Annotated in this window: 24 protein-coding genes; 17 read left to right on the top strand and 7 right to left on the bottom strand. The window is 67.1% G+C overall.

Annotated elements, in window-relative coordinates; genetic code table 11:
- Positions 1–7 precede the first annotated feature (7 nt).
- Positions 8–1654: a ribonuclease J gene (locus ACOFKW_RS13560; RefSeq protein ID WP_419814673.1), complete on the top strand. Its 1647-nt coding sequence runs from the start codon at positions 8–10 to the stop codon at positions 1652–1654.
- Positions 1655–1734: 80 nt separating this feature from the next.
- On the top strand, positions 1735–2010 hold the full coding sequence (locus ACOFKW_RS13565) for a DUF1467 family protein (protein WP_419814674.1): 276 nt from the start codon (positions 1735–1737) through the stop codon (positions 2008–2010).
- 184 nt (positions 2011–2194) lie between these two features.
- Here the strand turns inward: ACOFKW_RS13565 and ACOFKW_RS13570 are convergent, their stop codons facing one another.
- Entirely contained in the window at positions 2195–4291 is a 2097-nt protein-coding gene (locus ACOFKW_RS13570; protein ID WP_419814675.1) for a hypothetical protein, read from the bottom strand.
- Positions 4292–4338: 47 nt separating this feature from the next.
- Entirely contained in the window at positions 4339–5145 is an 807-nt protein-coding gene (locus tag ACOFKW_RS13575; RefSeq protein ID WP_419814676.1) for a CDP-alcohol phosphatidyltransferase family protein, read from the bottom strand.
- A gap of 119 nt (positions 5146–5264) precedes the next feature.
- Between ACOFKW_RS13575 and ACOFKW_RS13580 the strand changes: the two genes are divergently transcribed.
- The 3 genes from ACOFKW_RS13580 to ACOFKW_RS13590 all read left to right on the top strand — a co-directional run bounded on the left by ACOFKW_RS13580 (position 5265) and on the right by ACOFKW_RS13590 (position 7577).
- The gene (locus ACOFKW_RS13580; protein ID WP_419814677.1) at positions 5265–5543 is read left to right on the top strand and encodes a PepSY domain-containing protein; all 279 of its coding nucleotides are present in this window, start codon (positions 5265–5267) and stop codon (positions 5541–5543) included.
- The gene (locus ACOFKW_RS13585; RefSeq protein WP_419814678.1) at positions 5543–6202 is read left to right on the top strand and encodes a response regulator transcription factor; all 660 of its coding nucleotides are present in this window, start codon (positions 5543–5545) and stop codon (positions 6200–6202) included. The genes ACOFKW_RS13580 and ACOFKW_RS13585 overlap by 1 nt, the downstream gene beginning before the upstream one ends.
- Positions 6203–6263: 61 nt before the next feature.
- Entirely contained in the window at positions 6264–7577 is a 1314-nt protein-coding gene (locus ACOFKW_RS13590; protein ID WP_419816950.1) for a sensor histidine kinase, read from the top strand.
- An 8-nt stretch (positions 7578–7585) separates the two neighbouring features.
- On the opposite strand, the gene ACOFKW_RS13595 is transcribed toward ACOFKW_RS13590, so the two are convergent.
- Positions 7586–8380, bottom strand: a complete 795-nt coding sequence (locus ACOFKW_RS13595) for a DUF2189 domain-containing protein (RefSeq protein ID WP_419814679.1) — start codon at positions 8378–8380, stop codon at positions 7586–7588.
- Between the two features lie 331 nt (positions 8381–8711).
- Here ACOFKW_RS13595 and ACOFKW_RS13600 point away from each other — a divergent pair, with 331 nt between their 5' ends.
- Complete coding sequence (locus ACOFKW_RS13600; protein ID WP_419814680.1) at positions 8712–9350, top strand: PEPxxWA-CTERM sorting domain-containing protein; 639 nt, start codon at positions 8712–8714, stop codon at positions 9348–9350.
- A gap of 84 nt (positions 9351–9434) precedes the next feature.
- Here the strand turns inward: ACOFKW_RS13600 and ACOFKW_RS13605 are convergent, their stop codons facing one another.
- The 4 genes from ACOFKW_RS13605 to mutY all read right to left on the bottom strand — a co-directional run bounded on the left by ACOFKW_RS13605 (position 9435) and on the right by mutY (position 13364).
- Positions 9435–10733, bottom strand: a complete 1299-nt coding sequence (locus tag ACOFKW_RS13605) for an RNA polymerase sigma factor (protein ID WP_419814681.1) — start codon at positions 10731–10733, stop codon at positions 9435–9437.
- Positions 10734–10819: 86 nt separating this feature from the next.
- Positions 10820–11245 (bottom strand): YciI family protein, encoded by a 426-nt coding sequence (locus tag ACOFKW_RS13610; RefSeq protein ID WP_419814682.1) that lies wholly within the window; start codon positions 11243–11245, stop codon positions 10820–10822.
- 104 nt (positions 11246–11349) lie between these two features.
- A complete protein-coding gene (gene nudC, locus ACOFKW_RS13615) occupies positions 11350–12273 on the bottom strand; it encodes an NAD(+) diphosphatase (protein WP_419814683.1) in 924 nt (307 codons plus the stop codon).
- Positions 12270–13364: an A/G-specific adenine glycosylase gene (mutY, locus tag ACOFKW_RS13620; RefSeq protein WP_419814684.1), complete on the bottom strand. Its 1095-nt coding sequence runs from the start codon at positions 13362–13364 to the stop codon at positions 12270–12272. The genes nudC and mutY overlap by 4 nt, the downstream gene beginning before the upstream one ends.
- 25 nt (positions 13365–13389) lie before the next feature.
- On the opposite strand from mutY, the gene ACOFKW_RS13625 reads away from it, so the two are divergent.
- The 11 genes from ACOFKW_RS13625 to ACOFKW_RS13675 all read left to right on the top strand — a co-directional run bounded on the left by ACOFKW_RS13625 (position 13390) and on the right by ACOFKW_RS13675 (position 22945).
- On the top strand, positions 13390–13893 hold the full coding sequence (locus tag ACOFKW_RS13625; protein WP_419814685.1) for a DUF721 domain-containing protein: 504 nt from the start codon (positions 13390–13392) through the stop codon (positions 13891–13893).
- Between the two features lie 42 nt (positions 13894–13935).
- On the top strand, positions 13936–14661 hold the full coding sequence (locus ACOFKW_RS13630) for a thioredoxin domain-containing protein (RefSeq protein WP_419814686.1): 726 nt from the start codon (positions 13936–13938) through the stop codon (positions 14659–14661).
- A gap of 48 nt (positions 14662–14709) precedes the next feature.
- Positions 14710–15447 carry a thioredoxin domain-containing protein gene (locus ACOFKW_RS13635; RefSeq protein ID WP_419814687.1) on the top strand — a complete coding sequence of 246 codons (738 nt, stop codon included), beginning with the start codon at positions 14710–14712 and terminating at the stop codon, positions 15445–15447.
- A gap of 89 nt (positions 15448–15536) precedes the next feature.
- Positions 15537–18935, top strand: a complete 3399-nt coding sequence (locus tag ACOFKW_RS13640) for a chromosome segregation SMC family protein (RefSeq protein ID WP_419816951.1) — start codon at positions 15537–15539, stop codon at positions 18933–18935.
- 133 nt (positions 18936–19068) lie between these two features.
- The gene (locus tag ACOFKW_RS13645; RefSeq protein ID WP_419814688.1) at positions 19069–19341 is read left to right on the top strand and encodes a hypothetical protein; all 273 of its coding nucleotides are present in this window, start codon (positions 19069–19071) and stop codon (positions 19339–19341) included.
- Positions 19338–20057, top strand: coding sequence for a PEPxxWA-CTERM sorting domain-containing protein (locus ACOFKW_RS13650; protein WP_419814689.1), 720 nt, complete (start codon positions 19338–19340; stop codon positions 20055–20057). The genes ACOFKW_RS13645 and ACOFKW_RS13650 overlap by 4 nt, the downstream gene beginning before the upstream one ends.
- Positions 20058–20197: 140 nt before the next feature.
- A complete protein-coding gene (locus tag ACOFKW_RS13655; RefSeq protein WP_419814690.1) occupies positions 20198–20860 on the top strand; it encodes a hypothetical protein in 663 nt (220 codons plus the stop codon).
- Positions 20861–20863: 3 nt separating this feature from the next.
- Positions 20864–21355 (top strand): hypothetical protein, encoded by a 492-nt coding sequence (locus ACOFKW_RS13660; RefSeq protein ID WP_419814691.1) that lies wholly within the window; start codon positions 20864–20866, stop codon positions 21353–21355.
- Positions 21356–21603: 248 nt separating this feature from the next.
- Positions 21604–21954 (top strand): AtpZ/AtpI family protein, encoded by a 351-nt coding sequence (locus tag ACOFKW_RS13665; RefSeq protein WP_419814692.1) that lies wholly within the window; start codon positions 21604–21606, stop codon positions 21952–21954.
- Positions 21955–21957: 3 nt separating this feature from the next.
- Positions 21958–22680, top strand: coding sequence for a F0F1 ATP synthase subunit A (locus ACOFKW_RS13670; RefSeq protein ID WP_419814693.1), 723 nt, complete (start codon positions 21958–21960; stop codon positions 22678–22680).
- 40 nt (positions 22681–22720) lie between these two features.
- Positions 22721–22945, top strand: coding sequence for a F0F1 ATP synthase subunit C (locus ACOFKW_RS13675; protein WP_419814694.1), 225 nt, complete (start codon positions 22721–22723; stop codon positions 22943–22945).
- Positions 22946–22967: the final 22 nt, after the last annotated feature.

Here is a 22967-nt window from a genome sequence, read left to right on the forward strand (position 1 = left end):
GAACTTAATGACACCTGGTAATGAACTGATCTTCCTGCCCTTGGGCGGGTCGGGCGAAATTGGCATGAACGTCAACCTGTACGGCTGCAACGGCAAGTGGATCATGGTCGACCTCGGCATGACCTTTGCCGACCCGAGCTACCCCGGCGTCGAGCTGATCCTGCCCGACCTGACATTCATCGAGGACCGCAAGGCCGATTTGCTCGGCGTCATCCTGACCCACGGCCACGAGGATCACATCGGCGCGATCCCGTATCTCGCCGCCGACCTCGGCGTGCCGCTGTTCGCGACGCCGTTCACGGCCGGCCTGGTCCGCAAGAAGCTCGACGAGGAGGGCGGTGCCGCCGCCAAGGTCAAGCTCAACATCGTGCCGCTCGGCGGCGCGGTGCAGCTCGGCGACTTCCACATCCGCTGGACGCCGCTGGCCCACTCGATACCCGAGGCCAATGCGCTGGTCATCGACACGCCGCACGGCCGCGTCTTCCACACCGGCGACTGGAAGCTCGACGACATGCCCCAGATGGGCACCCCGACGTCGGAGGCCGAACTGCGCGCCATCGGCGACGGCGACGTCCTCGCGATGGTCGGCGACTCTACCAACGTCTTTAACATGGAGGCCAGCGGTTCGGAGGAGGGCGTGCGGATCGGCCTGAACGAGGTCATCAAGGCGCGCAAGACCGGCCGCGTGCTGGTCACCACCTTCGCCTCCAACGCCGCCCGCCTGCACACGCTGGGCGAGGTCGCCAAGGACACCGGGCGTCACTTGGTGCTCGTCGGCCGGTCGATGGACCGCATCATGTCGACTGCAAAGGCAACTGGTTACCTCAAGGACTTCCCGCCGCTGATGAGCTTCGAGGATGCCGCCAAGGCCAATCCGTCGTCGCTGCTGATCGTCTGCACCGGCGCGCAGGGCGAGCCCAACGCGGCGCTCAGCCGGATTGCCTCCGGCTCGCACTCGCACCTCAAGCTCCAGCCCGGCGACCTGGTGATCTACTCGTCGAAGCAGATCCCCGGCAACGAGCTCGCCATCGGCACGGTGCAGAACGCCCTGGCGTCGCGCGGCGTCGAGGTGCTGACCGAGAAACAGGCGCACGTTCACGTCTCCGGCCACCCGGGTCGTCCCGAGCTGGAGAAGATGTACAGCTGGATCCGCCCGAAGATCGCGATCCCTGTCCACGGCGAGCGTCGCCATCTGGAGGAGCATGCCAAGCTGGCGTTGGCGAACGGCGTGCAGCGCGCGCTGGTGCCGGCAAATGGCAACGTGATCCGGCTCGCGCCCGATGGTCCCAAGGTTGTCGGCAACGAGCGTGTCGGCCGGCTGGTCCTCGACGGCGACGTCATCCTGCCCGCCGACGGCACGACGATGGTGCAGCGCCGCCGCATGATGCACAACGGCTATGTCTCGGCGACGCTGGTCCTCAACAAGGCCGGCAAGCTGGCCGCGGCACCGTCGATCATCATGCAGGGCATCCCGGTCGAGGAAGACCGCGACGACTTCATCGCCGAATGCGTCGCTGCCGCCGACAAGGCCGGTCGCGGGGATTCGCGCAACGCCGAGAAGTTCGCCGAGGGCATCCGCATCGCCGTGCGCCGTGTAGCCCGCGACTGGACCGGCAAGAAGCCGGTGACCGACGTCCAGGTGGTGCAGCTCTAGGCGGCGCCGACCTGCGCCACCTTTCCCCATGCGGCGTTCCGCATGAGGGGAGGGCGGGCAGAATAGTGTAGGATGCACCCATGCAACCCGGTTCGCTCTTCGCCATCTACTCGCTGTTCTGGATGCTGACGCTGTTCGCGGTCCTGCCCTGGGGCGTCCGCACCAGCGACGAGGCCGGGCAGGCGCGAGCGTATGGCGAGGCCGACAGCGCGCCGTCGAACCCGATGATCAAGCGCAAGCTGGTCTGGACGACGCTGATTTCGGCGGTGCTGTTTGGGCTGTACTGGGCGAACTACGACTTCGGATGGCTGACCATCGACGACATTCCCGGCTGGGGCCGGGGCGGCACGCGGTGAAGGTTCTGCTCGCAGACAAGTAGGCCGCCGAAGGGCGCCCCCACCCCGGCCCTCCCCACTCTCGGCTGCGCCGGGGGGGAGGGAGCAGAGAGCAGCGCACTTCACTTACTTCTCCCTCCCCCCACGCGAAGCGTAGAGTGGGGAGGGCCGGGGTGGGGGCTCTTACGCGGGATCCAGCCCCCGCCTAGCGCAGATCCTCGGTCGCCTGCGCCAGCACGACGTACAGCTTGCCGATATCCGACGACAGCAACGTCACCGCCAGCGCCTTGCCCTCGCGGTCGGGCATGACGCGCTTCAACAGCATTTCGAACTCGGTGATGAAGCGCACGGCTTGCTCGCGGAACGGCGTGTCGTGCTGGAAGTGGCGGGCGACCTGCCGCGCGGTGTTGCGGTCGAGCAGGCGGACCGCACGACGCGCGAAGATGCCCTTGTCGCCCTTGAGATAGCCCGCCCAGGCGTCGTCGCCGACATCGATCGCCAGCAGCTTGCTGACATCGATCGCGACGCCGTTGAGCGAGGCGATCAACCCCTCCGACCGCCGCGAAATGTCGTCGCGGAGCAACACGTCATAGCGCGTGTCGACCTCGTCGATGCGTGCCTCGACCGTCGCGACGGTCCGCGTCAGGCCGAGCAGGCGCTGGGCGACACGCTCGGCGGCACCGTGCGCGGCCTCGCTGGCGCGGACGCCGGCAGCCTCCAGGTCGGCGATCTCGGCCTGGATCGGAGCGCCGAAAGCCTGTTTCGCCCGTGTGCTGCCGGCGTCGCGCAGCGCCTCCTCGGCTTCGGCGACGACATTGGCGAGCGTCTCGCGCATCGTGCCGGCCGTCGCGTTGGCGACTTCGCGGACGCGCGCCAGCACTTCGATCAACTGCGTCGAGGCGTTGAGCGCCGCCGAGCCTGCCTCGGTGTTGACCGCCTCGGCAAGTCCGTGTGCGCTGTCGAGGGCGGCAGAGATGCGCGCCGCCGCGGCATCGGCCTCGGCGACCGGTGCCGCCAGGCGCGCGATGCCGTCGTGCAGTCGCGTCGTTCCGGCTTCGAGGTCGGCGACCCCGGCCGACGTCGCGGGCAGGTCGGTGCCGAGGCTGGTGACGGCGGCGGTGGCGGCGGTCTCCAGCCGGGCGACGGCGGCCTCGATCTCCAGCACCGCATCGTGGGTGCTCGCCAACGGCTCCGACAGGACGTGGACGCTGTCGGTGACGCCCTGCATGCGGGCCGCGAGCGCGTCGAGCATCGCGTTGGTCCCCGCCGCGGCGTTGCCGAGCTTGGCATCGAGGACCTGGAAGCTGCGCTCGGCGGTGTCGACGAACATCCGGCTGCGGGCATCCTGCTCGGACAGGCGCGCGCCGAGGCCGTCGGCGATCTGCAGGACATGGACCAGCCGCGCGCCGATCGCCCGCGATGCCGCCGCGCCGATATCGTCGAGCGCCACCTGCGCCTGGTCGATGTTGGCGAGCAGCGCCGCGGTCTGCGAATCGACTGTCTCGCGCGCCTTTGCCATCGCCACGCCGGTACGCTCCAGCGCGCCGTCGACGGCACCGTGCAGCGCCGCATCGACGTCCTCGACGTGCGCGATGGTGCGCGTCGCGGTCTCGCCCAGCCCGGCGAGCAGCGCCTGGGAGCGCTGCACTGCGCTGTCGTGACGGGTGCCGGCGTCCTCGGCGGCGCTCCACAGGCCGGCGAGCATGGTCTCGATCTCGGCAGTCTGGCGGATCGTCTCGTCGGCGGTGCGGCCGAGCAGGGTGGCAAGGCCATCGGCCTGCGCCGTCGCGGCGGGGAGCTGCGCCGTCAGGCGCTCGCCGGCGCGGGTGGCGGCGGTGGCGCTGTTGGTCAGGGCGCCGCCGCTGGCCTCGAGTTCGGTCGTCGAGGCGCTCAGCCGGGCCGCGATATCGCGCGCGCTGTCATCCAGCGCCGACATGCGGACCGACAGCCGGTCGAGGCCGATGTCGATGTTGAACAAGGTCTTGTCGAGCGCGGCTGCGGCATCGCGCGAAGCGCTGTGGCGGATCTCCAGCTTCGCCAGTCGCGCCGCCTCGTCGGGTCGGGTGCGGCGCAGCAGGGCGACGGCCAGGGTCGCGATCGCCAGCGGCGGCAACAGCTGCAGCACGAACGAACCGACGGTCAGCACGACTTCCTGCAGCGGCGCATTGGCCAGCCGGCCATAGTCCTGGACGCCGATGACGGCGACGGCGGCAACGATGCCGACCCAGACCAGCGCCATCAGCACCAGGACGGCCAATGGCCAGCGGCGGGAGTGGGTCGTTTCGGCAAAGTCGTCGGACATTGGCACCCTTGTCAGCGCGCGGCGGCGGTACGCGGGTCTAGCATCGCCTAGGCCGAAGCGACAATGCGCCGTTCGCCAGCCCGCAGCAGAGCCGCCATGAACAGAGCGAACAGGCTCAGGCCGAACAGCTCCCAGTACCAATACCATTCGGCGTGTCCGACGAGGCAGAACAACGGGATCGCCAGCGTGCGGCCGTTGGCGCTGACCGGCGTCAGGGCGCGCAGCAGCGGTGCGGTGGCGGCGAAGTAGCGGGATTGTGCGGCGGCATTGCCGGCGAGCGCCCGGTCGATGTCGCGCGCCCGGCTGCCCAGCGCGCGCTCCATGGCGTTGTGCCCGCGCTCGATCCAATGTCCGGTGGTGCGGCGGGGTTGCGGGACGAACTCGCCCCGGGCGCGGCGCTTCCACGCTTCGCGCTCGCCCTCGTACCAGGCGGCCTGGACGGCATGGGCGGCACCGGCGGTCAATGCCAGCGCCAGCTTGGCCTGCCAGTCGGGGAAGCTGATCGCCACCGGGATCAGGACCGCGAAGAACGCCAGATAGTCGCAGACGCCGTCCATGACCCGGCCGAACGCCGTCGCCTTGCCGGTCGCCCGCGCCAGTTGTCCGTCGAGGCCGTCGCAGATATGCCAGCCGCACATCAGTAGGAAGCCGAGCAGCACCCATAGCGGCTCGCGCCAGTGGTAATAGGCTGCCCCCGACAGGAAGGCGCAGCCGAGGCCGGTCAGCGATACCGCATTGGGGTGGATGCCGAGCCGCACCGCGACGGGCAACAGCGTCGCGCTCAACCGATGGATGACGAAGCGGTTGGTCAGGTCCTCGATCTGTACGGGACGGGCTTCGGGGGTGGGGCGCACGCGTCAGGCGTAGGGCCGGCCCGCGGCGCTGGCAAGCAAGCGCGCGAAAGCCGTATTCACAAGCTGTTCAGTGCGCCTTACCTATGCAAAACGATGTAGCTTACGACATTGGAAAGTTGTTGCGCCCGCTTGTCCTCCTCTTTGCCGTCTTCGTGGCGGCCGCCGCTCCGGTTGGTGCCCAGCGCCAGCCGCCGGTCGTGGGAGTCGGCGTGGCGCTCAAGAGCTATAGCGAGATCAAGGCGATGACCGACGCGCGCATCGGCGGGCGGCTGATCGGCAGCGACTTCGATCCGGACACCTTTACTTATCAAATGCGCTATATGCGCGGCACCGGCATCATCGACGTCCTTGTCGATGCCCGGACGGGCAAGATCCTTGGCGGTCGGGAGAGTATGTAGTGCGAGTACTGGTTGTCGAGGATGAGCCTAACCTGTTGCGCCAGCTGAAGTCGGCGCTGGAAGGTGCGGGCTATGCGGTCGACACCGCCGCGGACGGCGAGGACGCGCATTACCTCGGCTCGACCGAGAATTACGACGCGGTCATCCTCGACCTCGGCCTGCCCGAGATCGACGGGCTGACCGTGCTCGACCGCTGGCGCAAGGAGGGTCGCACGGCCCCGGTGCTGGTGCTGACGGCGCGCGACAGCTGGTCCGACAAGGTTGCCGGACTCGATGCCGGTGCCGACGATTACCTCGCCAAGCCGTTTCAGACCGAGGAACTGATCGCCCGGCTGCGCGCGCTGATCCGGCGTTCGACGGGCAATGCCTCGTCTGAGCTGATCGCGGGCGACGTCCGGCTCGACACCCGCTCGGGCCGCGTCACGCTGGCCGGCGATCCGGTCAAGCTGACGGCGCAGGAGTTCAAGCTGCTCAGCTACCTCATGCACCACAAGGGCAAGGTGGTCAGCCGCACCGAGCTGATCGAGCATATCTACGACCAGGACTTCGACCGCGACTCGAACACCATCGAGGTGTTCATCACCCGCATCCGCAAGAAGCTCGGCGCCGACCTGATCAGCACGACCCGCGGGTTGGGCTATAGCCTCGAAGTTGTCTGAGCCGGCCGTAGCCAGGGCGGAGGTCGTCCGGGCGCACCATGCGAGGTCGCTGACCCAGCGCATGATCCTGCTGGCGGCGGCGTGGATCGTGCCGCTGCTGCTGATCGGCGGCTATGCCCTCGACCGGGTGCTGACAACCGCGATCACTCGCAATTTCGACAGCCAGCTCGACCTCGCGCTGACCGCGATGATCGCCGCGGCGGATGTCGGGCCGGCCGGGGAGGTGCGCTTCACCCGCCCGCTCGGCGATCAGCGCTTTTTCGAGCCGCAGTCGGGGCTGTACTGGCAGGTCTCGACGCCCGGGCAGGATGCGTTCCGCTCGCGCTCGCTGTGGGACCGCTCGCTGGTGCCGGACCTGACGCGGGACTGCCGCAACCTGTGCCGCTCCAACAGCAAGCGCTTCAAGGACGAGCCGTTGCGCGTCGTCGAGCGCGACCAGTCGCTGCCCGGCGACAAGACGCGCTTTCACTTCATGGTGGCGCAAAGCACCGCCGACCTCGATGCGCAGGTCAGGTCGCTGCGCTCGACGCTGCTCACGGCGCTGTCGATCCTCGGGCTGGGGCTGCTGTTCCTGGCGGGGCTGCAGTCGACCTATGGCCTGTCGCCGCTGCGGCGGGTGAGCCGGGCGATCGCGGCGATCCGCTCCGGCACCGCGACCCGCGTGCCCGACGATTTTCCGCGCGAGATCAGCCCGCTGGTCGCCGAGCTCAACGAGTTGCTGGCGCACAACGAGGAGCAGGCGGAGGCGGCGCGTCGCCACGCCGGCAATCTCGCGCATGCGCTCAAGACGCCGATGAGCGTGCTGATCGGCGAGGCGCGCGGGCAGGGTGGCGAGCTGGCGGATACCGTCACCGCCCAAACCGCGATCATGCGCCGCCACGTCGATCATCATTTGGCCCGCGCCCGCGCCGTCGGCCGCCGCGCCGCCAGCGCCTCGCGCGCCGAGGTGTGGCCGGCATTGGAGGGTGTGGCGCGGACCATCGCCCGCATCAACGTCGACCGCGACGTCGTCATCGACCTCGACGGCAACAAGACGCTGGCCTTCCGCGGCGAGCGCCAGGACCTCGAGGAGATGCTCGGCAATCTGCTGGAGAACGCCGCGCTGTACGGCAGCGGCCGGGTCTTCGTCACCGTCGGCGGCGACAAGCAGATGGTCGAGCTGCTGATCGAGGACGATGGCCCCGGCATTCCGCTGGAGGAGCGCGAGCGCCTGTTCGAGCGTGGCGCCCGCCTGGATACCGCGATGCCCGGCACCGGCCTCGGCCTGGCGATCGTCCGCGATGTCGCCGAGATCTACGGCGGCACCGTCAGCCTGGGCGAGAGCGAGGACCTCGGCGGCCTCGCGGTGACGCTGAGGCTACCAGCCGCCGCCTGAACTCCGCCTCAGCGCGCCACCGCCCGCGTGTACAGGTGCCAGGTCGCATAGCCGAGCACCGGCAGCACGACCATCAACCCGACGAACAGCGGAATGCTGCCCAGCGCCAATAACAGCGCCACCGTGCCGCCCCAGCGGATCATCGTCCCCGGATTGCGGCGGAAGGCGGCGACAGAGGTCGCGACCGCTTCGAGCGGATCGACCGCCCGGCCGCCCCGCGCCGTGTCGACCAGCATCGGGAACGACATCGCCGAGACGCTGAGGGTCACCACCGCGAACACCGCACCGACCAGATTGCCGACGACGATCATCGTCCAGCCCTGCGGCGTGGCGAACAGGTCGTTGATGAACTGCGCCGGCGACGACGGCCCCAAGGTGCCGAGGGTGCGCGTGTAGATCGCCCAGGCGGCGCCCAGCCAGGCGAGGAACAGCACCGCCAACATGCCGGTCAGCGCGATCAGGCCCATGCGATTGGCGCCTTTCAGCGGATCGACGAAATGCAGCCAGCTCGCATCCTCGCCATTCTCGCGTCGCCGCGCCAGTTCGTAGAAGCCGGTGGCGACGACCGGCCCGAGGATCGACAATCCCGCGACCATCGGAAAGACCAGCGGAAACAGTTGCGCATTGAAGGCGAAGGCGCTCGCGAGCACACCGACGAGCGGATAGATCAGCGGCAACAAAACCAGGTCGCCGCGCTTCTCCTTGAAGTCGGCCCAGCCTTCTCGAAGCGCCCAGTCGACATCGGCACTGCCGATCGTTCGAACCTGAGCCGGTGTCACCGCATCGACCATCGTCTGAGCCATGCCGTTACTCCACTTCTTGAAGTGTCGCGCCAGTCTAACCCAGCTTTGCACCTTGGCCAAGTCTTGGCAACCTGTCTCAAATCATCATGGCATTGCGACATGTCGCCCCGTTACGGGTACGACACAAAAACGTGCGTTATTAACACCTTACCCCTACCGAACGGTCACGCGTGGCGCCCTCGGAACGTCGGCACGGCTTACAAATCCAAGCCGGTCCTGACGATGATCCTGGCTAAGGTCTTGTTTTTCCGCGAACTCACCTTTTGGCACAATTGTTGCGGAGATGTCATCACCGGCCCAGCTTTTCGGGCATTGTTTGCGGGGGAATATAATGAACGTTTCCAAAGTGTTGATTGCTTCGATCGGGTCAATCGCGCTCGCCGCCTGGGGGCTGCCGGCGGCTGCCTCGACGCTGTCGACACCGCTCGCCGGCGGCAACAGCCAGAATGGCATCATGTTCGACGTCGCGACCGGCGCCAGCGCCCTTACCCTGCAGTCGATCGGCGTCAATATCAATTCCGGCACCTACGACTTCGAGTTCTACACGCATGACGGCGCGATCGGCGGCGATAACTCGAACGCCGGCGCCTGGACGCTGCGCGGCACTTTCTCGGGCGTCGCCACAGCAGGTTCCGGCAACATCACGACCTTCGACTTTGCCGATTTCGGGCTCGCGGCGAACAGCGCCTACGGCCTGTATTTGACGACGATGGGAGACGGCAACGTCAACTACACCAACGGCTCGGCAGTCGGCGACGTGATCGCCGCCAACGCGGACCTCTCGATCATGTCCGGCTATGGCAAGAGCTATCCGTTCGGCAGCAGCTATTCGCCGCGCAACTTCAACGGCGAACTGACCTACGCGCTCGGCGGCACCGTTCCGGAGCCGGCGACCTGGGCGCTGATGATCGGTGGCTTCGGCATGACCGGCTTTGCGATGCGCCGCCGCAAGTCGTTGCTGGCCGCATAACCGTCACGCTACCGAGGACCGGCAGGGCCACCCCCTTGCCGGTCTTTTCGCGCCGGCTTGCGTTCACTGCCCGCTGTCGCCGCCTCAGGGCTCGCCGCAGCGCGCCGCCCGCGCCAGCAAGTATTCCCGCTCCCGCGAATTGCGCGTCAACGCGGCCGCCGCCTCGAACTCCGTCCGCGCCTCAGCCGATCGCCCGGCACGGAATAGGAAGTCGCCGCGCGCCGCGGGCAGGGGAGCATAGTGCCGGAGCGCCGCCACATCGGCGATTTCGTCGAGCAGGCGCATGCCCGCGTCCGGGCCGAACGCCATGCTGTGCGCGATGGCGCGATTGAGGTCGACGACGGCCGACGGCATGACGATGCGCAGGCGGTCGTACAGTCCGGCGATGCGCTGCCAGTCGGTATCGTCGGCACGACGGGCGCGGGCATGGCAGGCGGCAAGCCCGGCCTGCAGCACATAGGGGCCGTAGCGGTCGGGATTGCCGGCGAGCGCCTCGGCGCGGGCCAGTGCGTCGAGACCGCGCTCGATCAGCAGCCGGTCCCAGCGTCCGCGATCCTGTTCGGTCAGCGGCACGAACGCGCCGTCCGCCGCGGTGCGCGCGCCGAGCCGCGACGCCTGGATCTCCATCAGCGCGACCAGGCCGAGCACTTCGCCGGTCTCGGGTGCATCGCCCGGCATCAGGCCGACGAGCATCCGGCCGAGCCGCTGCGCCTCGACGCACAGGCCCGGCCGGACCAGGTCGTCGCCCGCAGTCGCTGAATAGCCTTCGTTGAAGATCAGGTAGATGACCTCCAGCACCGACGGCAGCCGTGCCGCTCGCTCGACGCCGCGTGGCACCTCGAAAGTCGGACGGCTGCCGGCGATCGTCTTTTTGGCGCGGACGATGCGCTGCGCGATGGTGGCCTCGCTTGCCAGGAAGGCCCGCGCGATCTCGTCGGTGGTCAGTCCGCCGACGATGCGCAGGGTCAGCGCGGCGCGCGCCTCGGGCGACAGTAACGGATGGCAGGCGGTGAAGATCAGCCCCAGCAACTCGTCGCCAAGATCATCGTCGAGCGCCGCGACGGTCGCCGCATCGGCATCGTCGAAGGCCTGCCGGGGCAGTGCGTCGAGGGTCCGCGCGATCTCCTCATGCTTGTGGCTGCGCATCGTCTCGCGGCGCAGCAGGTCGATGGCGCGGCGCTTGGCGACGGTCATCAGCCACGCGCCGGGTACCGCCGGCACGCCCGACCTCGGCCATTCCGACAGGGCAGCGATCACCGCCTCCTGCGCCAGCTCCTCCGCGACTTCGATGCTGCGCACAATTCGCGCCAGGCCCGCGATCAGCCTCGCCCGTTCGATACGGAAGATCGCCTCGATTGCCCGGTGCGTTTCGCCTGCGCTCACGCTGCCTTTTCGGTCATCGGCGAACGGGAGACAAGCGAGTGGCCCCCGGGAGCCCGACACCGGTCACGAAGAACGCACGCCCGCTCTCAAGCAACCCCGAGCCTGCCGCGCTCGCCTTCACGTGGTGTAGCCAGATCTTCCGGAGTCAGATACTCGGCGATATCGGCGATCTCGAAGAACGGCCGGATCTCGACCTCGCTGCGACCCGGCATCGGGTTGGGGCAGCGCTTCACCCACGCCAGCGCCTCGTCGATGTCCTTGACCTCCCAGATCGAGAAGCCGGCAACGAGTTCGCGCGCCTCGGCGAACGGGCCGTCGATCACCGTGCGGCTCGCGCCATCGAAGACGACGCGCTTGCCGTGGACGCTGGGCTTCAGGCCTGCCGCCGCGACCAGCACGCCGGCGGCGACCAGCTCATCGTTAAACTTGTCCATTGCCGCCCATGCCTCGGGGGTCGGCGGGGCGCTGGCTTCGCTGTCCGGCGTGGCTTTCATGAACACCATCACGCGCATTGTCTGTCTCCTGTCGCGAGCGCCCTTCTTGGCGTCTCATCGAAACGACGAGCGAGAGTGTCGCAATTCGACAGCAGCGCGCAAATTTTTTTGGAGCGGCGGCGCTAACCCACCCAAGTCTTGAGCAGCGTGTGTGCGATCGCCAGCGGCGGTGGGGCGAGCCAGTCGCCGGTGCCGGCGAGTGCGGCGCGGACCTCGGCCTTGGTGACCCAGCGGGCCTCCTCGATCTCGTCACGGTCGATGTTGAGCTCGGTGGTGGTCGCCTCGGCAAAGGCGCCGACCATCAGGCTGGAGGGGAAGGGCCAGGGTTGGCTGGCGATGTAGCGGACGCGGGCGACGCGGATGCCGGCCTCCTCGAACAGCTCGCGGGCGACGGCTTCCTCCAGACTCTCGCCCGCCTCGACGAAGCCGGCCAGTGCCGAGAAGAAACGCTTGGGGAAGCGCGGTTGGCGGCCGACCAGCGCCCGGGCGTCCTCACCCTCGCCGTCGATGGCGAGCATGATGACGACGGGGTCGGTGCGCGGGAAATGCTCGGCGCCGCAATTGTCGCAGTGGCGGGCGTGGCCGGCCTTGTGGACGTGCGTCTCGGTGCCGCAATTGGCGCAGAAGCGGTGGCGGGCATGCCAGTCGAGCAGCGAGCGGCCGTGGGCGACGATGCCGGCGCGGCCCGGATCGGCGCTGGCGACCAGCACGGTGCCGGCCTGGCGCGCATCGATGGCGACGCCGTTGACGCACTCCGCCGAGGCTGCGACGGCAAAGCGTGGTGCGTCGCCGTCCATGCCGAGGAAGATCGACACGGCATCGTGCGGGATATCGCTGCGATAGCCCCAGGCGATGTCCATGCGGTCCGGCGCATCGGTCGCGGTCATCACCGGGTTGAGGCCGTCGAAGATGATCCAGCGCGCCAGCGGGCTCGACCGGGCCGCGATCACCGCGCCGGCGTCCTTGCGCATCGCGTCGACGCGGTCGAGCGGGGAGCCGGTGAAGCCGACCGTCGGTGTCGTCCAGCCGTCGAAGGGGCTGTTCATGGTGTCGCTCCGAAATCGAGTTCGCCGCGTTCTGCACGGGGCTGGGTGGAACGCAAGGCGAGTCGCGCGGCATGCTTGAACAGCGTCGGCAGGCCGGCGTCGAGCACCGTGTCGCGGGGCAGCCATTCGCCAGGTATGTCGGGGCGCCGGAGCAGGGTGGCGGTGGCGACGGACAGGCGCAGCTCGAAGTGGGTGAAGACGTGGCGGACGGGCGCGGGCAGGCTGTGCCAGTCGGCCTGGGCGGGCGGCGTGTCGGGGGTCGGCTCGGGCAGCCACGGGCCGGTCGGCAGGGCCAGCATGCCGCCGAGCAGGCCCTTGTCGGGGCGCCGGACCAGCAGCACGTCGCTGCCGACTTCCAGCCACCAGGCGGTGCCATAGCGGACGGGGCGAACGGCTTTCGCGGCGCGGATCGGGAAGCGGGCAGGGTCACCGGCGGCGAAGGCCGAGCACCACGCGCGCACCGGGCAGCGGCCGCAATCGGGGGAGCGCGGCGTGCAGATCGTCGCGCCCAGGTCCATCATCGCCTGAGCATGATCGCCGGGGCGCCGGGCGGGGGTGAGGCTGGCGGCATGGCCGCGAAGCACCGGCCGGGCGGCGGGTATCGGTGTTTCGACGGCGAATATGCGGGCAGTCACGCGCTCTATGTTGCCGTCGACGACGGTCGCCTGGCGGTCGAAGGCGATGCTGGCGACCGCTGCGGCGGTATAGGCGCCGACGCCGGGCAGGGTCAGCAGCGCCGCCTCGGTATTGGGGAAACCGCCTGCGGCTGCGGCGACCGCGCGGGCACAGGCCAGCAGGTTGCGAGCGCGAGCGTAATAGCCAAGGCCGGCCCAGGCCTGCATGACCTCGGCATCGGGCGCCGCCGCAAGTGCCTCTACCGTCGGCCAACGGCTTGTGAAGGCGTGGAAATACGGGATGACGGCAGCGACCGTGGTTTGCTGGAGCATGACTTCCGACAGCCAGACCCGGTACGGATCGGCTGGCGGTTGTCCGGGCGGGCTGCGCCACGGCAGCGCCCGCGCATTGGCATCGTACCAGGCCAGCAAGGCGGTGCCGAACGCTGCGGCTTCAACTGGACCATCGACGGACATGGCGCGGCTATGGCATGGACGGCGGGTGATCGAAACCGTGCCTCCACCAGCCGTGCGCGCCCGCCGCGCCCGCTCCGTCAGCGAGTTGATGCCGAGCATCGGTGGCGCCGCATTTCGGCGCTACGGCTTCATGCAAAGCGCCATCGTCGCGCGCTGGGCCGAGATCGTCGGAGACGATTACGCCCGCCACTCGATGCCGGAGGAACTGCGCTTCCCCGTCGGCAAACGCAGCGGTGGTACGCTCAAGGTATTGGTAACAGGGGCTTTTGCTCCCATGCTCCGCCACGTCGAACCGCAGGTGATCGAGCGCGCCAACCGCTATTTCGGCTACGCCGCCGTCGCCAAACTCGCGCTCCGCCACGGCGACCTCCCGCCAACCCGTTCTAATCCCACGAAATTACCGGAACGCCCGCTCCCCGACACCACCCAGGCTACCCTCCGCGAAATTTCCGACCCCGATCTCCGCGCCAGCCTCGAGTCGCTCGCCCACGCTCTCAGTTCCACCCGGGGCCCTCCCATTGTCCGCTAAACTCACCATGTTCGTCACAGCAATCCGAGAGATCCGTCCCTCATGAAAATTTTGCTCAGCCTCCTCGCCGCCCTCGCCGTCGCCACCCCGACACTCGCCGCCCCCGCCCGCCGTCCCGCCGCCGCCGCCCATAACTGGTTGAACACTATCGTCGCTACGCCCGAAGGCGGCTTCCGCATCGGCAACCCCGCCGCCAAGGTCAAGCTGGTCGAATACGGCTCGCTGACCTGCCCGCACTGCCGCGCATTTTACCAGAGCGCCATGGCCGACCTCCGCGCCAAGTACATCGCCACCGGCAACGTCAGCTTCGAGTACCGCAATTTCGTCCGCAACGGCCCCGACTACGCCGCCTCCCTCCTCGCCGCCTGCGATGGCCCAGCAAAATTCTTCGATCGCATCGACGCGCTGTTCAACAACCAGGACAAGTGGATGGACCCCTTCGTCACCATGAAAGCCGAGGCCGCCGAGAAGATCGGCGCCCTCCCACCGGAGGCACAGATCGCCGCGCTCGCCAAGGCCGGCAGTCTCGACACTTTCATGCAAAAGCGCGGCCTTACCCCGGCACGAGCAACTCAGTGCCTCGGTAATAAGGCCGCTCAAGACGCGCTGACCAACGTACAGCGCACCGCCATCGAGACGTACAAGGTCGATGGTACACCAGGGTTTCTTATCGATGGTCAGCGTCAAACCGTGGATGTCGCAGGCGTGACACGCGGGGTCGTGACCTGGATCGACCTAGAGCCAAAAATCGTCGCTGCATTGCGTTGAAGCGTCGCTCCCGGCAGTAATAAGCTAGATTTGCGAAAAGGATCTTAGATGCGTTTGAGCGGATTAGGCGTTTCGGCATTAGCGATCGCTCTGCTGGCAAGTTGCGACAAGCCGGCGGCGGTTACCTCGAACAACGTCACCGCGACTGCGGCCCCAGCTACCGTTGCTGGAAAGAACTGGTTAGAAGTGTTTGCGGAAACACCCGAGGGAGGCTTTCGGATTGGAAATCCTGACGCAAAGGTGAAGTTGGTCGAATACGCGTCACTAACCTGCCCCCACTGCCGCGACTTCCACGATGAGTCCGATGCGATGCTCCGCAGCAAGTATATCTCGACTGGCAAAGTCAGTTACGAGTACCGCAATTTTCTCCTGAACGGTCCGGACTACGCTGCTTCGCTGTTGGCTCGTTGTGAGGGACCGCAGGCGTTCTTTAACCTAATGAATGCTTTCTACGCCGCTCAACTCCAATGGACCGAGCCCTTCTCGAAGCTAAGTCCGGAGGACAGCAAGCGCCTTGCCGCGCTGCCAACCGACCAGCAGATTTCAGGGCTGGCCAAGGCGGGAGGTCTGGACACCTTTATGAGAGCCAGAGGCATGACCGCCGCGCGGTTTGACCAGTGCACGACTGATCCGAAGGCTATTAAGCGGCTTGCAGACATCCGCGACGAGGCCGTGTCCAAGTATCAGATCAACGGCACCCCGTCTTTTCTGATCAATGGTGTCGTGCAAAAAGACATCCTGACCTGGCCGACGCTGGAGCCCAAGCTTGAATCTGCAATGCAGTAGGTTGAGCGGGGAGCGCATATGCCCTGACGCTTGTGGTTTGATTTAAGGTGCAGTTCAGAAGGCTGCGGATTATCGGCTTCAAGTCTTTCGTGGAGCCGATTGAGTTGCAGATCGATCCCGGCCTGACAGGCATTGTGGGACCGAACGGCTGCGGCAAATCAAATCTTTTGGAAGCGATCCGCTGGGTTATGGGGGAGGGATCGCCAAAATCCCTTCGCTCGACCGGTATGGAAGACGTCATCTTCGCCGGGACCGCAGCGCGTCCGCCACGTGCATTTGCAGAAGTGATGCTTAGTCTCGATGATACCAAACGAGCAGATGCGAACCCAGATGGCGACGACCAAATCGAAGTGGTCCGCCGTGCTGATCGCGGGAACGGTTCGATATATCGACTAAATACTCGCGACGTCAGATTGCGTGACGTCCAGCTCTTGTTTGCTGACAGTGCGACTGGGCCTCACTCCCCAGCGCTCATTAGCCAAGGTAGAATTGGGGCAATCATTGCAGCTCGACCAGAAGAGCGGCGCCTTCTAATCGAAGAAGCTGCTGGTATCTCCGGATTGCACTTGCGCCGCAATGAAGCCGAAATCCGGCTCCGAGCAGCTGAGGCAAACCTGCTTCGGCTCAGCGACGCAATGCGCAGCTTAGAAATGCAGGCGAATACGCTGCGACGACAGTCGCGCTCGGCAGAGCGGTACACCGCGTTGTCGACGGAAATACGAACTGCAGAAGGCGCTCTGATTTTTGGCAAGTGGCTTGCTGGAGCGCAGGCGGCGGATGTGGCGACGACTGCTGCCACTACGGCCGAGATTACGGTGGCAGCGCTAACCGGCGACGAGACACGGTTCCGAACGGAGCATATGCGCATCGCTGAGACGTTGCCGGCGATGCGCGCCGATGAGGCGCGCGAAGCTGCGGAATTGCAGGCGCTACTACAAAAGCGCGCCGTTGTGACGGCGGAATTGCAGCGATTGCAGACACGGCGGCGAGAGCTTGAGGCAGCGGGGGTGAGCGTTGAACGTGACGCGGCGCGGGAGGCGGCGTTGGCCGACGACGCGGCGGCGGCGCTGTTGCGGATCGAGGCGGAGCAGGTGGCGCGAAAGGCGCAGGTTACGGAGAGTAAGGCGGCGCTGCCGGTGTTCGCTGCTCGGACTGCCGAGGCGGAACGGGCGGCGGCGGCGGGGGAGGCAGCGTTGTCGGCGGCGATAGAGGCGCAGGCGAGGGCGGCGGCGCAGGCGCGGGCGGCGGAGGCGGCGGTCGGTGCGGCGGCGGCGCGGTTGCAGCGGACCAAGGCGGAAATTGCGCGGCTGGTGGCGGCTCGAGTGACCGGCGACGATGGTGAAATCGGAAAACGCGAAGCGGCGGAGCTGGCTTTGGATCAGGCTGCGTCAGTGATCGCGGCGGCGGGAACGACCCTTGAGAAACTGGAGTCCGAGCGGCGGGGGATCGAGGCGGAGCGGGAGCGGGCGAGGAGCGCGGCGGCGGAAGCGCGGGGGCAATCGGCGGCGTTAGCGGCGGAGCGGGATGCCTTGGCTAGGGTGTTGGCGGCGCCGGTTGGCGTGACGAATACGGTACTGAATTCGGTGATCGTCGAGGCGGGGTATGAGGCGGCGCTGGTGGCGGCGCTGGGGGATGATCTGTCGGCGGCGGTTGGGACGGGAGCGCGGCGTTGGGGGGAGAGTGGGGCTGGAAAAAATGATCCGGAATTGCCTCAGGGGGTGCCGTCGTTAGGCGAGAATGTCCAGGTGCCGCAACAGCTTAAGCGGAGATTGCGGCAGGTGGGCGTGGTTGCGGACGGTGAGGCGCTGGTCGCGGATTTGCAGCCGGGGCAGCGGCTGGTGTCGCTGGACGGGCGGCTGTGGCGCTGGGACGGCTTTCGCTCGGCGGGCGGCGAGGGGCGGGCGGCGGCGGAGCAACTGGTCCAGCGTGCCCGGCTGGCGGTGCTGGAGCGCGACCTGCCCGAGCTAAAGGCCGCCGCCCAGGTCGCGGCCGCAGCAGTAGAGGAAGCCGACCGCCGTGCCGCCGCCCTGACGCGTGCCGAAGCCGAGGCGCGCGCCGCCCGCAGCGCCGCCGAGCGTAGCCAGGCCAGCGCCCGCGCCGAGATTGCCCGCGCCTCGGCCGAGATCGACCGCCGTGCCGCGCGCGCCGAGGCCACCGAGGCGGCGCTTGCCCGCCTGGGCATCGAGGCCGACAGCCACGCTGCCGAAGCCGAGGCCGCCCGCGCCGCCGCCGCCGAAGTCACCGGCCTGCCTGCACTTGACGCCGCCGTGACCAGCCGGCGCGGCGAAACCGAGGCGGCACGCGCCGAACTGGCCCGGTCGCGCGCGGCCGAGGACAATCAGGCCCGGGCGTTGCAGGCCGGCACGGCGCGCCTGCGCGAACTCTCGGTCGAGGCCAAGCGCTGGACCGAGCGGCTTGCGGCGAGCACTGCTCAGTCGGGTGAACTCGACGCCCGCAAGGCGATACTCGTCGCAGAGTCCGCCGAACTTGCCACCAAGCCGGCGGAGATTGCCGAAGAGTTGGCGAGGCTCGCCACCGCGATCGCCGCCGCCGAGGCCTCCCGCCGTGCCGCCAGCGATGCGCTGGTGGAGCGTGAGAACGCCTTGCGCGACCTCGACGCGGCGCTGCGGGCGACCACCACCGCGCTCGCCGATGCGCGCGAGGCCCGCGCCCGCGCCACCGCCAATGCCGAGCACCACGACGCCCGCCGCCGCGAATATGCGGCACTGTGCGGCGACCGCTTCCAGACCGCCCCGGTGCGCCTGCCCGAACTGCTCGGCTTCGAGCCCGGCGGCGAGATCGACGCGCTCGCCGCGCGCTTCGACAGCCTGACCGCCGAGCGCGAGCGCCTCGGGCCAGTCAATCTGCGCGCCGCGATCGAGCTTGCCGAGGCCGACGAGACCATCGCCAAGTCCGTCGCCGACCGCGAGGAACTCGAAACCGCCATCGCCCGCCTGCGCGGCAGCATCGGCGCACTCAACCGCGAAGGCCGCGTCCGCCTGCTGGCGGCATTCGAGACCGTCGACGGTCATTTCCGCGAATTGTTCGGCACCTTGTTCGCCAGCGATGCCGGCCCCGGCCAGGCCCATCTGGCGCTGACCGATTCCGAGGACCCACTGACCGCGGGCCTTGAGATCATGGCGCAGCCGCCGGGCAAGAAGCTGCAATCCCTGACCCTGTTGTCGGGCGGCGAGCAGGCACTGACCGCCGTCGCGCTGATCTTCGCGCTGTTCCTGACCACCCCGGCGCCGCTGTGCGTCCTCGACGAGGTCGATGCACCGCTCGACGACGCCAATGTCGAGCGCTTCTGCGACCTGCTCGACCGCATGGCGGCGACGACGTCGACGCGCTTCCTGATCGTCACCCACAATGCCGTGACGATGAGCCGGATGCACCGTTTGTACGGCGTCACCATGGCCGAGCCGGGCGTGTCGCAACTGGTCTCGGTCGATCTCGCCAGAGCCGAGGCGTTGCTCGCGCAGGCCTGATGACTTCAGCTCAAAGGCTAAAGAGGAGCTATCATATTGCGCTGTTGATCGGTGTTTTCTGTGGCGATAGTCTCTGCAGACCTAGGGAGCGGGGTCGACGACAATCGCCAGACCCGGGAGCCAAGGCATCGCGATGATCGACAATTCATCCGTCGACAGAATGCCGGTGCGGCGTAAGGCGCTAGACGCTTTCGACGCTAAGTACACTATCGCACACAGTCATCGCGACCAACCTGTCTCTCTCTCGAACTATTACGCAGGCCGCATCACGAACGGCGGAGTCATCGTCGGCGAGATCGTCGGCGATGCGAGCGTTCATACTCAAGATTTCTGCAGCGATATCTTCGAATATCATCCCCAATTCATAATCGTTACGGGTCAGACGAGCAACAGGAGCGTCGCATGACTTCATTCGACTTCATGGGTACAGCCGACAAGCGCGATGTTCGACAGCAACTGCGCCTTGTCATCCAGCGGGTTGAAGCACGCCGGGTCAATATCCTGGCGGCCGGTTTAGCCGCGACAGTTGCGTCTGCGATGCTCGGGTCCGCACCGGCGCAGGCCCAGTTCGCGCCGGCCGGTTGCTACCTGACCACGCCTTGCGCGTTCACGCTGGCGGTCGATCCGGACCAGCCTTACTATCCGTTCACCCGCTTCGAGACCGATTACACCGTCCAGACCGACGGTCGCACCCACATCTACACGATACGCTACACCAGCGCCGATCCGACGGCATTGCTGTACCTGGATGATCCCAACCAGCTCGACAGCTTCGTCTCGATCCGCGGCCCGAACGGCACCATCGAGGAGGTCTACGACCGGCCGATCCCGTCGTCGGTGTTCCGGACCTTCAGCGCGCCTGGGCTGTTCCGCGTCACCTTCGCCGGTCCGCGCGCCTTCGATTACTGCTCGACGCGGTCCGGCCCCGTCGGCCAGGTCTGTGCGGCCAACTGGAATATCTGGGGAAATGCCACCGGGCTGGTGTTGCGCAGCACCGCCGATCTAAACGGCGTCTTCACCTCGAACGTCCCGGAGCCCGCGACATGGGCGTTGCTGCTGGGCGGCTTTGCGGTGGTCGGCGTCACCGCGCGACGGCGGAGCCGGACTGTCGTCGCCGCCTAGCGCGGATCATGGCATCGTCGGCAGACGACAACGCCACGTCGGCAGACAACAACGCCACGTCGGCCGACGACAACGCCACCACCGTGTTGACTCCGTAACGACCGCCTCTACGTTCCGCACCTGATCATAGGGGGGACGAAATGGCGATCGTATTTGCGAAGGTACCGATACTCGCGGTCTGGACGAAACAAAGCTCGGTGACCTTCGGGGCGCGGTCGAGCGACCCCATCCTGATGCAGGTCGACGCGCTGGTCGCGGCTTTTCCCGACCCGGTCGGCATGCCGCCGGCGGAGAAGCGGGCGCTGCAGACGATGGCGCTGGCGCGACTGTATTACGCCGTCGACCTGTGGCTGAAGGAAGCGGCGAAGGGCAAGGGCGCATCGGGGCGCAAGGAGGCGATGGAGGCGCTGTACCTGTGTGTCTGCAAGGCCCTGACGATGGCGACCGCGGTACCGGTCAACATGCTGCCCGACTGGTTGAAGATCACCTTTGGCCGCGGCCTCAACGAGCACGGCGTCGAAATCGACTTCAAGGACAAGTCGGCGCAATATCTGAGCGCGCCCGAGGTCGACCTGTACCGGCTGCAATTCAAGTCGGGCGTCGCCTACCAGATGCAATGGTGGCTGGCGAAGGGCAGACTGGTGGCTGCCGAATCGAGCCACAGCATCCCCGTCGGCAAGGCGATGCAGGACGGCCACTCCGGCTATGTGATGAGCATGGGCGGCGACTTTTTCATGGGCCCGCACAGCACGGTCGGCGGCAAGAAGGATAATTTCTATCATTCCAGCTACATGGCCGGCTAGCCGGTGCGGTGCGCCGGGACCTGGAAGGTCGTCGCCGGCGTCGTGCTGGAGATCACCGATGCCAGCGGACATTACCGCCCGACGCTGGATCATATCATCGGCGCGCTCGAGGCGCTGAAGGCCAATGGCTGCGATCTCGGCGTCCTTAAGGTGTTCATCTTCCCCGACAAGACCAAGGGACAGACCGCAGCCGCCTTCCTGGCAAGCGCGGCGCGGACCAGCATGGTGGAACGCCAGCGCGCCTATCTGGTTGAGGAGAACGCGGTGATACTGGAACTGGAAAAGCTCCGCAAGGCCGGCATCATCCAGCGCGCCAAGGGCATCGCCCAGGCCAAGGTCGACCATGACATCCGCGTCGGCCATTTCCGCCTGAAGATGCACAGCGATCGCTACGACAAGCCCGAGCCGTCGAAATACAAATGCTTCAAATGCTCGGAGTTCCAGGCGGACTGGCCGGCGCTGGAAGCCGAGGCGAAGAAGCCGGTGGCTGCCTAGTCCTGGATCCTCCCCCGCTTCCTGGGGAGGGGGACCGCGCCCTTCGGCGTGGTGGAGGGAAAGTTCACACATGATGGACCGCGCGCGGAGCCCCCTCCGCCGGCTGCGCCGCCACGTCCCCGGGAGAGGGGGAGGATCTAAGCACCGACCCCCGCCAGCCTTGACATTGCGGCGCAGCATTGCCTAAGGAGCGCACGTCGTCGCGCGGGGCAACTAGCGCGACGTTTTTCTATCAGCCGGAAGCAGTCTTGTCCGACTCTCGCCCTATCGACGAAGCCGCGCTCGACCGTCGGCTGGCCGAGGCCCGCGCTGCGGCCGATGCCGAAGTCGTGCGTGCGGAAGCGTCGCGGACGGCGGGGACGGCGATGGGAATAGGGTTTCGCATCGGCATCGAGCTGGTGGTCGGCGTGTGCATCGGAACGGGCGGCGGTTATGCGCTGGATCGCTGGTTGCATACGGCACCGTGGCTGATGATCGTCGGGCTGATCGTTGGTTTTGCGGCGGGTTTGCGGAACGTGTTCCGCTCAGCCGACGAGTATGGAAAAAAGTGGGACGCAGCCGATGCTGCCGACCGCGCTGATAAAACGGACGGGAAATAGGGCGTGGCCGATCCACTTCATCAGTTCGTAATCACCCGCACGATCCCCATCGAGGTCGCGGGTATCGACCTGTCGTTCACCAATGCCAGCGCCTGGATGCTGATCGTCACCGGCATGGCGTCGCTGCTGATCTGGGCCGGCCTGCGCAAGCCCGCGCTGGTCCCGGGTCGCGCGCAGTCCGCCGTCGAGATGCTGTACGAGATGGTCGACGAGACCATAGTCAGTAGCGCCGGGCCGGAAGCGCGCCGCTATTTCCCGCTGATCTTCACGACCTTCCTGTTCATCCTGTTCGCGAATCTGGCGGGCCTGCTGCCGTACAGCTTCACCGTCACCAGCCATATCGCGGTGACGTTCGCGATGGCGCTGATCGCCTTCCTTGGCATCACGCTGGTCGGCATCATCCATCAGGGCTTCGGCTTCCTGCGGATGTTCGCCCCAGCCGGCGTGCCGTGGCCGATGTACCTGATCCTGACGCCGATCGAGATCGTCAGCTATTTCATCCGCCCGATTTCGCTCAGCGTCCGTCTGTTCGCCAACATGATGGCGGGCCACGTGCTGCTCAAGGTGCTGGCCGGCTTCGTCGTCACGCTCGGCATCTTCGGCGTCGTGCCGCTGGCCGTCGTCGTCGCGATGACCGCGCTCGAGGCGCTGGTCGCGGTGCTCCAGGCCTATGTCTTCACCGTGCTGGTCTGCGTCTATCTGAACGACGCTCTGCACTCGCACTAAGTTTTCACAACTAACCGTATATCACTGAGAAGGACGGACAATGGACGCACAAGCAGCAAAGTACATCGGTGCCGGCCTGGCCTGCGCAGCACTTCTGGGTGCCGGTATCGGCATCGGCAACATCTTCGGCAGCTACCTCTCGGCCGCCCTGCGCAACCCGGCAGCCGCTGCCAGCCAGCGCACCAACCTGCTGCTCGGCTTCGCACTGACCGAAGCGACCGGCCTGTTCGGCCTGCTGATCGCGCTGCTCATCCTGTTCGGTTGAGTTAGAGCCGAAAACAGGGTCC

The sequence above is a fragment of the Glacieibacterium sp. genome, assembly GCF_965200405.1.
GTDB lineage: Bacteria > Pseudomonadota > Alphaproteobacteria > Sphingomonadales > Sphingomonadaceae > Glacieibacterium.

What these genes read in the sequence shown, in the direction of transcription:
- ACOFKW_RS13560 (WP_419814673.1), top strand. Translation starts at nt 8, where the DNA reads ATGACACCTGGTAATGAACTGATCTTCCTGCCCTTGGGCGGGTCGGGC.
- ACOFKW_RS13565 (WP_419814674.1), top strand. Translation starts at nt 1,735, where the DNA reads ATGCAACCCGGTTCGCTCTTCGCCATCTACTCGCTGTTCTGGATGCTG.
- ACOFKW_RS13570 (WP_419814675.1), bottom strand. Translation starts at nt 4,291, where the DNA reads ATGTCCGACGACTTTGCCGAAACGACCCACTCCCGCCGCTGGCCATTG.
- ACOFKW_RS13590 (WP_419816950.1), top strand. Translation starts at nt 6,264, where the DNA reads ATGATCCTGCTGGCGGCGGCGTGGATCGTGCCGCTGCTGCTGATCGGC.
- ACOFKW_RS13595 (WP_419814679.1), bottom strand. Translation starts at nt 8,380, where the DNA reads ATGGCTCAGACGATGGTCGATGCGGTGACACCGGCTCAGGTTCGAACG.
- ACOFKW_RS13600 (WP_419814680.1), top strand. Translation starts at nt 8,712, where the DNA reads ATGAACGTTTCCAAAGTGTTGATTGCTTCGATCGGGTCAATCGCGCTC.
- ACOFKW_RS13610 (WP_419814682.1), bottom strand. Translation starts at nt 11,245, where the DNA reads ATGCGCGTGATGGTGTTCATGAAAGCCACGCCGGACAGCGAAGCCAGC.
- nudC (WP_419814683.1), bottom strand. Translation starts at nt 12,273, where the DNA reads ATGAACAGCCCCTTCGACGGCTGGACGACACCGACGGTCGGCTTCACC.
- mutY (WP_419814684.1), bottom strand. Translation starts at nt 13,364, where the DNA reads ATGTCCGTCGATGGTCCAGTTGAAGCCGCAGCGTTCGGCACCGCCTTG.
- ACOFKW_RS13630 (WP_419814686.1), top strand. Translation starts at nt 13,936, where the DNA reads ATGAAAATTTTGCTCAGCCTCCTCGCCGCCCTCGCCGTCGCCACCCCG.
- ACOFKW_RS13635 (WP_419814687.1), top strand. Translation starts at nt 14,710, where the DNA reads ATGCGTTTGAGCGGATTAGGCGTTTCGGCATTAGCGATCGCTCTGCTG.
- ACOFKW_RS13645 (WP_419814688.1), top strand. Translation starts at nt 19,069, where the DNA reads ATGATCGACAATTCATCCGTCGACAGAATGCCGGTGCGGCGTAAGGCG.
- ACOFKW_RS13650 (WP_419814689.1), top strand. Translation starts at nt 19,338, where the DNA reads ATGACTTCATTCGACTTCATGGGTACAGCCGACAAGCGCGATGTTCGA.
- ACOFKW_RS13655 (WP_419814690.1), top strand. Translation starts at nt 20,198, where the DNA reads ATGGCGATCGTATTTGCGAAGGTACCGATACTCGCGGTCTGGACGAAA.
- ACOFKW_RS13675 (WP_419814694.1), top strand. Translation starts at nt 22,721, where the DNA reads ATGGACGCACAAGCAGCAAAGTACATCGGTGCCGGCCTGGCCTGCGCA.